Origin of the sequence: Streptomyces sp. NPDC050448 (assembly GCF_040655295.1) — a bacterium.
In the GTDB taxonomy this organism is placed as follows: Bacteria; Actinomycetota; Actinomycetes; order Streptomycetales; family Streptomycetaceae; genus Streptomyces.
The window spans coordinates 110,873-122,603 of record NZ_JBFAJR010000013.1; the positions used below are offsets into that span (position 1 = coordinate 110,873).

Annotated in this window: 9 protein-coding genes and 1 pseudogene; 9 read left to right on the plus strand and 1 reads right to left on the minus strand. The window is 75.2% G+C overall.

Annotated features, from left to right (window positions below):
- Positions 1-77 precede the first annotated feature (77 nt).
- Complete coding sequence (locus AB0I68_RS17995) at positions 78-311, minus strand: chaplin (protein WP_363178356.1); 234 nt, start codon at positions 309-311, stop codon at positions 78-80.
- Positions 312-429: 118 nt separating this feature from the next.
- Between AB0I68_RS17995 and AB0I68_RS18000 the strand changes: the two genes are divergently transcribed.
- The 9 genes and pseudogenes from AB0I68_RS18000 (at position 430) to AB0I68_RS18040 (ending at position 11,729) form a co-directional block, all read left to right on the plus strand.
- A complete protein-coding gene (locus AB0I68_RS18000) occupies positions 430-1,620 on the plus strand; it encodes a DUF3344 domain-containing protein (protein WP_363178272.1) in 1,191 nt (396 codons plus the stop codon).
- Between the two features lie 19 nt (positions 1,621-1,639).
- Complete coding sequence (locus AB0I68_RS18005) at positions 1,640-2,857, plus strand: glycosyltransferase (protein ID WP_363178274.1); 1,218 nt, start codon at positions 1,640-1,642, stop codon at positions 2,855-2,857.
- Between the two features lie 2 nt (positions 2,858-2,859).
- On the plus strand, positions 2,860-4,371 hold the full coding sequence (locus tag AB0I68_RS18010; RefSeq protein WP_363178357.1) for an exopolysaccharide biosynthesis polyprenyl glycosylphosphotransferase: 1,512 nt from the start codon (positions 2,860-2,862) through the stop codon (positions 4,369-4,371).
- Positions 4,371-5,768, plus strand: coding sequence for an O-antigen ligase family protein (locus AB0I68_RS18015; protein WP_363178275.1), 1,398 nt, complete (start codon positions 4,371-4,373; stop codon positions 5,766-5,768). The genes AB0I68_RS18010 and AB0I68_RS18015 overlap by 1 nt, the downstream gene beginning before the upstream one ends.
- A gap of 113 nt (positions 5,769-5,881) precedes the next feature.
- Positions 5,882-7,519: a lipid II flippase MurJ gene (locus tag AB0I68_RS18020; RefSeq protein ID WP_363178276.1), complete on the plus strand. Its 1,638-nt coding sequence runs from the start codon at positions 5,882-5,884 to the stop codon at positions 7,517-7,519.
- Between the two features lie 25 nt (positions 7,520-7,544).
- Positions 7,545-8,285 (plus strand): polysaccharide deacetylase family protein, encoded by a 741-nt coding sequence (locus AB0I68_RS18025; protein WP_363178358.1) that lies wholly within the window; start codon positions 7,545-7,547, stop codon positions 8,283-8,285.
- A 5-nt stretch (positions 8,286-8,290) separates the two neighbouring features.
- Positions 8,291-9,400, plus strand: a pseudogene (locus AB0I68_RS18030) (glycosyltransferase); the annotation flags it as partial.
- Positions 9,401-9,906: 506 nt separating this feature from the next.
- A complete protein-coding gene (locus AB0I68_RS18035; RefSeq protein WP_363178277.1) occupies positions 9,907-10,590 on the plus strand; it encodes a lipopolysaccharide biosynthesis protein in 684 nt (227 codons plus the stop codon).
- The gene (locus AB0I68_RS18040) at positions 10,587-11,729 is read left to right on the plus strand and encodes a GNAT family N-acetyltransferase (protein ID WP_363178278.1); all 1,143 of its coding nucleotides are present in this window, start codon (positions 10,587-10,589) and stop codon (positions 11,727-11,729) included. The genes AB0I68_RS18035 and AB0I68_RS18040 overlap by 4 nt, the downstream gene beginning before the upstream one ends.
- The last annotated feature ends 2 nt before the right edge of the window (positions 11,730-11,731 follow it).

An 11,731-nucleotide genomic window follows, 5' to 3' on the forward strand; every position in this document is an offset into this window, starting at 1 on the left:
CGGGATCCGGTTCGGGTTGCGTGGATTCACCCGGATGCCGACGTTTGGGGTTGGCGCGGTTGACGAACCGCTGACGGTCAGGCGCTGACGCAGGTGTTGCCGAACGCGGGGCTCAGGAGGGCGATCGCGTTGACGGTGTTGCCGCAGACGTTGACCGGGACGTCGAGGGGGACCTGGAGCAGGTTGCCGCTCGCCACGCCGGGGGACCCCGCCGCGAAGCCCTCCGTCGTCGCGCCGCCGTGCGCGGAGGAGAGGCCCGCGCCGCCCGTCAGCACCGCAGCGACCGCGACCGCCGTGGTGGTGCCGCGCATCAGCCTCTTCTGCATCTCCGATTTCCCTTTCGGCCCGAACGATGGTGCAACCGCATAACGACCCGCCGCCCGCGAGGGTGCGTGTTATCGCCCAAAAGGCCGTACGAGCGAGTCCGGCGTGATTTCCCGCCTGATTTCTGACAAAGTTCACTCCTGTTTTGTCCCCTTGATCGAAAATGGAGACAGGGTCATGGGTTCGTCCCGCAGAATCCTCGGCACGCTCGGTCTGCTGTCCTGCCTCGTACTTTCGGTGAACGTCCCCGCTGCGGGTGCCGCTGCCCCGCCGGGCCCCGCGGCACCCGCTGTGAGGGAAATGCCCAAGGTTCCGTTCACGCAGCGCTACCAGGCCGTCCAGCGCGGCGGGCTGGTTCGGGCCTCCAACTCCTCCATCGCCTGCCGCCGCGAGGAGGCGCCGGACGCCGCGCCGTGCGCCGAGGTCAAGCGCGGCGCGGACGGGGTCAACAGTGATTTCGACATGTTCTACAGCGAGGTCGACAAGGACCCGGACACCTACAACTCCACCCGGGCCGAGCTCAAGGTCCCGCAGGGCGCGAAGGTCTCGTACGCCCGCCTGTACTGGGGCGGGAACCTGCGGGTGGGCGAGCAGAAGCCGCCGGAGGACAACGGCCGGGTGCTGGTCGCCGAGCCGGGCGGGGCCTACACGGAGATCCTCGCCGACACCGTGATCGGCCACCGCACGGACGCGGGCAGCGATGCCTACCAGGCCTCGGCCGACGTGACCCCGCTGGTCCGCAAGGGCGGCGCCGGGATGTGGACGGTCGCCCAGCTGAACATCGCGATGGGCAACTCCGAGGTGGGGGCCTGGGGCGGCTGGACGCTGGTCGTGGCCTACGAGCACCCGCAGGAGCCGGTACGCCGGATCTCGCTGTGGGACGGCTTCGAGGCGCTCGCCGCGGGTGCGGGTGAGGCGGCGGGCGAGACGGTCGAGATCGCCGGCCTGAACGCGGCCGCCGGGTCCGCGGGGAAGGCCGGGGTGGTCGCGTACGACGGGGACCGCGGAACGCTCGGGGACTCACTCACGGTGACCTCCGACAGTGGCCGCCGGGTCAAAGTCAGCGATGCCGAAAATCCTTTTAATGATGTTATGAATTCCACGATCACGGAATTCGGGCATCCCTCTTTCGTGCGACAGCCCGAACATATGAATAATCTCGGATATGACGCGGACGTGTTCGACCTGAGTCCCGCCCTGTCCGGTGGCGCCCGCAGCCTGAGCTTCAGGTTCACGGGCGAAAGCCAGGGTCAATTCCTCGGCGTGCTCTTCGTTCAGACAGACGCGCGCCGCTGAACGTAGGAGACCGCTCCGCGTGCCGACACAGCCTCCCCCTGCAAGGTCCTCCCCTGCGCAGGCTCCGACTCCCCGCCCCCTGTCCGTCCTGCATCTCGTCCAGCCCGTCGACGGCGGTGTCGCCCGCGTCGTCGTCGACCTCGTCCGTGCCCAGACGGCCGCCGGCCTGCGGACCGCCGTCGGCTGCCCGCGCGGCGGACGGCTCGCCGACGCCGCCCGCGCGGCCGGGGCCGAGGTGCTCACCTGGCGCGCCGGGCGGGCCCCCGGGCCCGACCTGCCCGCCGAAGTGCTCGGCGCCCGGCGGGTGATCGGCCGGGTCCGGCCCGACATCCTGCACGCCCACAGCGCCAAGGCCGGGCTGGCCGGCCGGCTGGCCGTGCGCGGGGCCGTGCCCACCGTCTTCCAGCCGCACGCCTGGTCCTTCGACGCCGTCGGCGGGGCCACCGCCGCGCTCGCCCTGCGCTGGGAGCGGTTCGGGGCCCGCTGGGCCGACCGGGTGCTCTGCGTCAGCGAGGCCGAACGCCGGGTCGGCGAGTCCGAGGGGATCTCCGCCCACTGGTCGGTGATCCGCAACGGCGTGGACCTCGACCACTTCCGCCCCGGCGGCCCCGACCGGGACGCGGACCGGGCCCGGGCGCGAACCGAACTCCCCTTGCCCACCGCCTTCCTGGGGGACGGGCCGCTCGCCGTCTGCGTGGGCCGGCTCTGCCGGCAGAAGGGCCAGGACATCCTGCTCCGGGCCTGGCGGGAGGTGCTCGGCAACCTTCCCGACGCCCGCCTCGCGCTCGTCGGCGACGGCCCCGACGCCGAGCGCCTGCGCCGCAGCGCTCCACCCGGAGTGCTCTTCGCGGGGGCCGCCTCCGACATCCGACCGTGGCTTCGGGCCGCCGATCTCGTTGTACTGCCGTCGCGGTGGGAGGGCATGGCGCTCGCCCCGCTCGAAGCCATGGCCTGCGGCCGACCGGTCGTGGTCTGCGACGTCAGCGGTGCCAGGGAGAGCCTGCCGCCCGGCCAGGGACGGCTCTGCCTGGTACCGCCGGAGCACCCGACGGCCCTGGCCAAGGCCCTGGGACGGCTGCTCGCCGAACCGGGGCTGCTCGCCGAACTCGGGGAGCAGGCCCAGCAGCACGCCCGGACCGACTTCGACGTGCGACGGACCTCGGACGCGGTCACCGGTCTGTACCACGAACTGCTGGGCAGGCCCCGGCCCTTGAACCAGGAGCGCATCAGCCGATGACGATGGACAGCGCACCCGCCCGGCACACCGGGCAGGGCGGCACGGGGTCGGGCGGCGCCGCCGCCGGCACCGCAGCCGTCCGACGGTCCGTGACCGCCATCCACCCCCCACGCCGGTCCAGGGCCGACCAGGCCCGGCCCCTGGTGCGGCCGCAGCGGGTCCGGCGCCGCGACGGGGCCGTCCCGCTGCTGACCGCCGATGCGCTGGCGGCCGTACTCACCACGACGCTCCTGGCCCGGCCCGGGGCGGCGGTGCCGCCCGAGGCGGCCGCCCCGGTCGCCGTGCTGCTCGCCGCGCTGCACGCGCAGGCCGGGCTGTACCGGCCGCGGCTCGCGCCCTCCGCGCTGCTCGAGCTGCCCGCGCTGGCCGGGAGGGCAGCCGTCCTGTGGTGCGCAGCCGCCGCCGTCGTGGCCGCCGCGGCACCGGGCCAGGCCCTGGGCTGGTCCGCCCTGCTGAGCGCCGTCTGCCTGCAGATCGTCCTGACGTGCGCGGGCCGCGGGTTGGTCAACCGGCTCCGCCGCCGCTCCGCCCGCCTCCGCCCCGCCTCCGCCCTCGTCGTCGGTCCCGGCGCCGGGGCGAGTGCGGTCGCCGCCGCCCTGCACGGGCGTCCCGAGTACGGGCTGCGGCCCGTCGGGCTCGCCGACACCACCGCCGCCGAGGACAGCGCCGCCGCCGTGCCGGTGCTCGCCACCCACGAGGACATCCGGCGCGCCGTCATCCAGAACTCGGTCCGGCACGCGGTGTTCACCTGCCCGCCGGAGGCCGACGAGCGGACCGCCTCCCTCGTCCGGCTCTTCCACGACCACGGCTGCCGGCTCTGGCTCGCCGACCCGGCCGGCACCGCCAAGGTGACCGGCATGCGGGTGGCGCAGCCCGCCGACCAGCTGTGGGGGTACGCCGTGCAGCCGCTGCTGCCGCGCCCGTCCCGGCCGGTGGAGCGCTGGGTCAAGCGGGCCGTCGACGGGGCGCTGGCCGCGATCGCGCTGATCGCCGCCGCGCCCGTGATGGGCGTGTGCGCGCTCGCCGTACGGATCTCCGACGGGCCCGGGGTGATCTTCCGGCAGGAGCGGGTCGGCCTGTACGGGCGCTCCTTCACCCTGCTGAAGTTCCGTACCCTGCGCGCCGACGAGCACGAGTCCGCCACCCGGTGGACGGTCGCCGGGGACCACCGTATGAGCCCCATCGGCTCCTTCCTGCGCAAGTCCTCGCTGGACGAGCTGCCGCAGCTGTGGAACGTCGTACGGGGTGACATGAGCCTGGTCGGACCGCGGCCGGAACGGCCCTTCTTCGTGGCGAAGTTCGCCGCCGTGCACCCCGGCTACGAGGCCCGGCACCGGATGCCCGTCGGCATCACCGGGCTCGCCCAGATCAACGGCCTGCGCGGGGACACCTCCATCGAGGACCGGGCCCGCTTCGACAACCACTACATCGACACCTGGTCGCTGTGGCAGGACGTGTGGATCCTCGCCCGCACCGCGGCCTCCTTCTTCCGCTTCCGGCTGGGGGGCAGCTGATGAGCCTCGCCGTATCCCCCGGCGGCTTCCGGCCCGACGCGGCGGGGCTGCTGCGGCGGCACTGGCCGCTGCTGCCGCTCGCCGCGACCGTCCTGCTGCTCCTCGCCCCGATCGCGGCGGGCGACGCGAGCACCTCCGGCAAGGTCGGCCCGGCCGATGCCGCCTCGCTGGTGCTGGTGCTGGTGTGCGCGGTGCAGGCGCTGCGCGGCCGGGTGCGGGAGCTGAGCCCGCTGGGCGTCGTGGTCCTCGGTGTGCCCGCCGTGGGACTGGCCGTCGCGACCGCGACCGCCGGGGACCCGCACGCGGCGCTGCCCGGCTTCGTGCGCTACCTCCAGGTGTTCGTGCTGGTCCCGGCGGCGATCGTGCTGCTGGTGCGCGACGCCGGGGAGTTCCGGCTGGCCGCCGGGTGCTTCGTGGTGCTGGCGCTGGTGCAGGGCGCGGTGGGGGTCGTGCAGTACGCGACCCACACCGGGGCCTCGTACCAGGGCGAGGACGTGCGGGCCGTCGGTACCTTCGGCCCCGGCGACGTGATGGGCATGGCCACGGTGGTGGCGTACGGGCTGGTCGTGGCGACCGCCGCGGCGCTGGCTCCGGGACTGCCGCGCCGGGTACGGCGGGCGGCGGGCGGCGCGGCCCTGGTGCTGGTGGTGCCGCTGGTGCTGTCGTTCAGCCGGGGCGCGTGGATCGCCACGGCCGGCGCGACGGTGCTGGTGATGGTGCTGGCCGGGATCCGGCGGGCGCTGAAGGTGCTCCTCGCGCTGGCCGCGGCCGGTGTGGTCCTGGTGGGCGGGCTCGGGGTCGGCTCCGAGATGGTCGTGGAGCGGCTGACCTCGATCACCCAGGTCTCCAGCGCCCCCGACCAGTCGGTGACCGACCGCTACACGATGTGGGCCGCCGCCGAGTCGATGTGGCGCGAGCGGCCGGCGGTCGGGGTGGGCCTCAAGGGCTTCCCGGCCAACCGGGACGGGCACTCCTCGCTCGGGCTGTCCTCCGGCAGCGACACCGCCGGCGCGGGGCAGGCGTACATCCGCCAGCCGCTGCTCTCCCCGCACAACATGTACCTGCTCGTGCTGAGCGAGCAGGGCCTGGTCGGGCTGACCGCGCTGGCGGGAGGCTGGGCGGCGCTGCTCGTCGCCGGGATCCGCCGGTACGCGTCCGGCGGGGGGATCCGGGACTGCGGGCTGATCGCGATCGGGCTGTTCGTCTGGCAGCTCACCGACTTCCTGTACGCGGACATCGGCGGGCCGTCGACCGTCCTGACCGGGGTGATCATCGGCCTGGCGGCCTGGTGGGCCCTGCCTTCCCGGCGCGACGCCTCCGGCCTCGCCGCAGCCGCGGGCGGGCGCACCGGCCTTGCGGCCGGCCTGCGCGCCGTACCGGGTGCGGACGGCCGGTGACGGATACGACGCCCTGGCGGCGGCCCGCAGCCGCGGCGACCGAAGTCGCCGCGGCTGCGGGCCGTCCGCCGCACCCCGACCCGGCCCGTGCGCGGGCGGCCGGTGCACCCGGGATGCCCGCAGGCACCGGCTCCCCGGGCGGGAGCGCACCGGCTCCGCTGGGGCGGTTCCTGGCCAAGGCCGCCGCCGTCACCGCGGGACTGACCGCCGCCGGGGCGGTGTTCGGGCTGGTCCGGGACCAGACCATCGCGCACCTCTTCGGGGCCGGGCACGACAGCGACGCCTTCCTGATCGCCTGGACCGTGCCCGAGATGGCCTCGACCCTGCTGATCGAGGACGCCATGGCGCTGCTGATGGTGCCCGCGTTCAGCCATGCCCTGGCCCGGCGGGCGGCCGTCCGGGCCGGGCTCACCCGCAAGGAGGCCCGCGCACAGGACCCCGTACGGCTGCTCGTGGCGGCGACCCTGCCGCGGCTGGCGATGCTCCTGGCCGCCGTCGCCTCCCTGCTCGTCGTTGCCGCGCCGCTCGTCGTCGCCGTGCTCGCGCCCGGACTGCCGGACCCGGACCTGGCCGTGGAGTGCACCCGGATGACCGCGCTGACCGTGCTGTCCTTCGGGGTCGCGGGGTACTTCAGCGCCGCGCTCAGGGCACACCGCTCCTTCGTGCCGCCGGCCGCGATCTACGTCTCGTACAACGTCGGGATCATCGGGACGATGGTCGCCCTGCACGCGGTGTGGGGGGTGCGGGCCGCCGCCGCCGGGGTCGCCGTCGGCGGACTGCTGATGGTGCTGGTCCAACTGCCCTCGTTCATCCGGAACGTGGGCTTCGGCCCGTCCCGCGCCGAGGGCGCGCCGCGCAGCCAGCGCGACCGGGACCGGCCCACCCTGATGGCGTTCGGGCTGATCGCCCCGGTGATCTTCTTCGCCGTGTTCCGGCAGTCGCAGGTCCTGGTCGAGCGGTTCCTGGCCGCCTCGCTGCCGCCCGGGGCCATCTCGCACCTGAACTACGCGCAGAAGGTCGCGCAGATGCCGATGGTGCTGTCCCTGATGATCTGCACCGTCACCTTCCCCGTCGTCGCCCAGGCCATGGCCGGCGGCGAGCGCGAGAAGGCCCGGCGGCGCGTCGAACAGGACCTCGCGCTGGCCTCCCTCGCCGTCCTCATGGGCAGCGCCCTCGTCATCGGGTACGCACCCCAGATCATCCAAGTCCTCTTCGAACGCGGCGCCTTCACCCACCGCGACACCCTGGCCACCGCCTCCGTCATGCGGGTCTACGGCTTCGGACTCCTCGGCCACTGCCTCGTCGGGGCGCTGTCCCGGCCTTTCTTCTCGACCGCCCGGCCCACCTGGTTCCCGGCGCTCGCGATGGGCGCCGGACTCCTCGTCAACATCGTGGCCGGAGCCTTCGCCGTCCGCTGGTGGGGCACGTCCGGCATCGCCGGCGCCAACGCGGCCGGCATCACCACCACCGCCGCCCTGCTGCTCACCGGGCTCGGCTCGCGGATCGTCGCCATCCAGGTCCGCCGGGTCGCGCTCAGCATCGGCCGGCTCTCCCTCGCCTCCGTCGGCGCCTGCGGCACCGGCTGGATCGCCGGGCCGATGATCCCCGACCCGCTGCTCAGCGCCGCACTCGGCTGCCTGCTCGTCCCGGCCATGTTCGGCGCCTGCGGCATGGCCATACGGGCGCTCGAGATCACCTCCCTGACCGCCCAGATCACCCAGATGACCCAGAGGTTCCGCAATGCCCGCTGACACCCGCACGGCGCCGGCCGCCGCAATGGCCCCCGCCCGCCGGACCGCCTCGCCGTGGGTCCTGATGTACCACTCGGTCGCCGAGTTCACCGACCCCGCCGAGGACCCGTACGGCATCACCGTCACCCCGGGCACGCTGGAGGCCCAGCTGCAGTGGCTGCGCTCCCGCGGCCTGCGCGGAGTGTCCGTCGGCGAACTGCTCCGGGCCCACGCGGCCGGGCGCGGCGCCGGTCTGGTCGGGCTGACCTTCGACGACGGCTACACCGACTACCTGACCCGGGCGCTGCCGCTGCTGCGCCGCCACGACTGCACCTCCACGCTGTTCGTCCTGCCCGGGCGGCTCGGGGTGGACAACGCGTGGGACCCGCTGGGCCCGCGCAAGTCCCTGCTGACCGCCGAGGGCATCCGCGAAGTCGCCGCCGCCGGACAGGAGATCGGCTCGCACGGGCTGCTCCACCAGGACCTCACCGCGGCCGCCGACGACATCCTCCAGCAGGAGCTGCGGGGCAGCCGCGAGCTGATCCGGGAGCTGACGGGGACCCTGCCGGAGGGGTTCTGCTACCCGTACGGGCACCTCGACGAGCGGGTCGTCACGGCGACGCGCGCCGCCGGGTACGGGTACGCCTGCGCGATCGACCCCGGGCGGCTCGCGGGCCCGCACGCCCTGCCGCGCACCCACGTCAGCCAGGCGGACGGGGCCGGGCGGCTGCGGATCAAGCAGCTGCGGCACCGGATGCGGGAGCTGCGGCGGGCGGTGCACCGATGAAGTCCGTGCGCGCGCTGCACGTCATCACCGGGCTCGGGGTCGGCGGCGCCGAGCAGCAACTGCGGCTGCTGCTGAGGCACATGCCGATGCGCTGCGACGTGCTGACGCTGACCAACCCCGGGCCGGTGGCCGAGGGGCTGCGGGCCGACGGCGTCCGGGTGGTGCACCTGGGGATGCGGGGCAACCGGGACCTGCGGGCGCTGCCGAGGCTGGTGCGGTTCATCCGGCGCGGGCAGTACGACCTCGTGCACACGCACCTGTACCGGGCCTGCGTGTACGGGCGCCTCGCGGCGCGGCTCGCGGGGGTCGGGGCGACCGTGGCGACCGAGCACTCCCTCGGCGAGGGCGAGATCGAGGGCCGGCCGCTGACGGGCGGGGTGCGGGCGCTGTACCTGGGCAGTGAGCGGCTGGGCGCGGCGACCGTGGCGGTCTCGGACACCGTGGCGGCGAGGCTGGTGGGGTGGGGGGTCCCGGCCGCGCGGGTGCATGTCGTACCGAACGGGATCGAGGCCGCGCGCTTCCGCTTCGACGAGGGTGCCCGCAGGGCCACGCGGGCCCGGACCGGGCTGTCCGAGCGGGCGTTCGTGGTCGGCGGGGTCGGGCGGCTGGTGCCGGGCAAGCGGTTCGACTCGCTGGTCCGGGCGGTGGCGGCACTGCCGGGCGCGCATCTGCTGCTGGCCGGGGACGGGCCGGAACGGGCGGCGCTGCGGCGGCTGGCCGCGGAGCTGGGCGCGCAGAGCCGGATCCACCTCCTGGGGGAGCGGGACCCGCTGGGCGACAGCGGGGACGGGCGGACGCCGGGGATTCCGGCGCTGCTGGCCGCGATGGACGTCTTCGTGTCCCCGTCGAGGGAGGAGGCCTTCGGTCTCGCCGTCGTGGAGGCCCTGGCGGCGGGGCTGCCCGTCCTGCACGTCACCTGCCCGGCGATCGACGACCTGCCGGCCGCGCAGGCGCCGGGGGCGCGGCGGATCGGGACCGGGACCGAGGAGCTGGTCGCCGCCCTGCGCGGGCACATGGAGGCCGGAGCGCGCCGGCTGCCGCCGCCACCGGTGGTCCGCCGCTACGACATCGCCCGCAGTGCGGACCAACTCCTCGCCGTCTACGGCCTGGCCCTGTCCGGCCGCACCGCCGGCTCGGCCGGGACCCCGGCCGAGCCGGGCTGCGGGCCCGCCGCCCCCGGGACCCCCAGGGTGCCGTCCGCTTCCGCACCCGGCCCGGTGGCTCAGACACCGGCGGGGCTTGAGCTGCCGGGCTGTGCCCCGGAGCCCGCTGGGGTGTGGCCGGCGTCCGGCCGCGGGCCGGACTCCCGGGGCGCTGCCCCGGACCCCGCGCCGCACTCTCCCCCGGCCACCGCCGGGAGGGGCCCCCAGGCGGGGCGGGCCGTGCAGCCCGGGCGGGGAGTGCCCGCCACTGCCGCCGGGGCGGGGCCGGAGCCCGCTTCCGCCTCTCCGACGCCGACCGCGGCGCAGGCGGCGGCCGGGCGGGATGCGGCCGGCCGAGCGCACGACGCAGGTCCCGGGCAGCCGGGCCGGCCGGCCGGGGCCGGTTGATCCACGCACCCCCGAAGGGCTTCCCGAAGCGGGGCCCGAACGAACTCCCATCCCCTCAGGAAGGCACGCACATGGCCGACACCGCCGATCAGAAGAAGACCGACCGCCGTCGCCGCAAGGTACGGCTGCTGCCGCCGCCCGCGTGGTGGCCGCTGCCCGCCGCCGCCGTGCTGGGGCTGGCCGCGGGCGGGGCGTACGGGGTGCTCAAGGCACCCGAGTACGCCGCCACCAGCTACGTCGTCGCCGTCCCGGACGACACCACCGAGCCGGCCACCGCCCTCGGCTTCGCCCAGGCGTACGCGCGCATCGCGACCAGCAGCTCCACCCTCGCGTACGCCCAGCCCCGCGCGGGCATCCCCGCCCGCCGGCTCCGTACACAGGTGCGCGCCGAGACCTCCCCCGAGTCCCCGATGATCGCCATCACGGGGACGTCGAAGAGCCCGGCCGAGGCCGCCGACATCGCCAACGCCGTGGCCGACGCGCTCTCGCTGAGCAGCAACCAGGCCGCCAAGAACACCGGCGTCCAGCTGCTGCTGTTCAACCAGGCCGTCGCGCCGAGCGACCCCGCCTCGCCGTCCGCCGCCATCAGCGGGGCCGTCGGGCTGTGCGCCGGCGGGCTGCTGGGCGGGCTGTGGATGCTGGCCCGGCCCCGCCGCACCCGGCGGCCCGAGGGGCAGCCGGTCATCGAGGAGTACGCCTCCCTGCCCGCCCAGGGCGACCACAACGAGACCAAGGAGAAGGAGTCCGTGCGATGACTACGGGCTCCGCCGGGGCCCTGTCGGTGACGCTGTGCCGCGACCCCCGGCAGTTCGCCGCGCTGGAAGAGCCGTGGAACCGGCTCTTCCGGGCCTGTCCCACCGCCACCCCCTTCCAGAGCCACGCCTGGCTGCACTCCTGGTGGCTCTCGTACGGCCGGGACGGGCGGCTCCGGATCGTGCTCGTACGGCGCGGCGGGGAACTCGTCGGCGCGTGTGCGCTGATGCTCGTCCACCGGCCGCTGCCGCTCCTGGTGCCGCTCGGCGGCGGCATCACCGACTACTTCGACGTCCTGGTGGCCGACGAGTACGCCGGCCAGGTCGTCCCGGCGCTGGCCCGCGGCCTGCACCGGGCCGCCCGCGGCGCGGTCGTCGACCTGCGCGAGGTACGGCCCGGGGCCGCTGCCGAGGCGCTGTACGGGCAGTGGCCGGGGATCCGCAGCAAGCTCACCGACTCCACCTGCATGGAGCTGCCCGCGCTGCCGTTCGACGAGCTGGTCAAGCGGATGCCGGCGTCCGGGGCCCAGCGGGTCCGGGCCAAGCTGCGCAAGACCGACGCGGCCGGTATCGAGGAGCGCGAGGTCACCGAGCAGGAAGTGCCGCGCGCCGTACGGACGCTGCTGCGGCTCCACGAGAAGCAGTGGCGCGGCCGCGGGGTGACCCCGGAGCACCTGAGGCCCCGCTTCGCCGAGCACCTGACCCGGGCCACCCGGCGGATGGTGCGGGCCGGCGAGGGCCGGCTGACCGAGTTCCGGCTGGACGGGAAAGTGGTGGCGGCCAACGTCACGCTCCTGTCCGGGGCGTTGAGCGGCGGCTACCTGTACGGGGCCGATCCGGACCTGCGGACCCGGAAGGTGGACGTGGCGACGCTGCTGCTGCGCTACGAGGCGGGCCGCGCCCTGGCGGAGGGCCGCCCGGTGGTGAGCTTCCTGCGCGGCAACGAGCCGTACAAGAACCACTGGCGGCCCGAGACGGTCGTCAACCAGCGGTTCCTGCTGGCCAGGACGACGCTCGCACCCCTGCTCCGCCTGCACGAATCGCAGGTGGCGGGGCGCGAGCGGGCGGTGGACGCGCTGCGCGAGGCCCTGCCGGCCGCCAGGGACTGGCGGGCGCGGCTCAACGAACTGCGGGTCCGATGACG

What these genes read in the sequence shown, in the direction of transcription:
- AB0I68_RS18025 (WP_363178358.1), top strand. Translation starts at nt 7,545, where the DNA reads ATGGCCCCCGCCCGCCGGACCGCCTCGCCGTGGGTCCTGATGTACCAC.
- AB0I68_RS17995 (WP_363178356.1), bottom strand. Translation starts at nt 311, where the DNA reads ATGCGCGGCACCACCACGGCGGTCGCGGTCGCTGCGGTGCTGACGGGC.
- AB0I68_RS18035 (WP_363178277.1), top strand. Translation starts at nt 9,907, where the DNA reads ATGGCCGACACCGCCGATCAGAAGAAGACCGACCGCCGTCGCCGCAAG.
- AB0I68_RS18010 (WP_363178357.1), top strand. Translation starts at nt 2,860, where the DNA reads ATGGACAGCGCACCCGCCCGGCACACCGGGCAGGGCGGCACGGGGTCG.
- AB0I68_RS18040 (WP_363178278.1), top strand. Translation starts at nt 10,587, where the DNA reads ATGACTACGGGCTCCGCCGGGGCCCTGTCGGTGACGCTGTGCCGCGAC.
- AB0I68_RS18015 (WP_363178275.1), top strand. Translation starts at nt 4,371, where the DNA reads ATGAGCCTCGCCGTATCCCCCGGCGGCTTCCGGCCCGACGCGGCGGGG.
- AB0I68_RS18020 (WP_363178276.1), top strand. Translation starts at nt 5,882, where the DNA reads ATGCCCGCAGGCACCGGCTCCCCGGGCGGGAGCGCACCGGCTCCGCTG.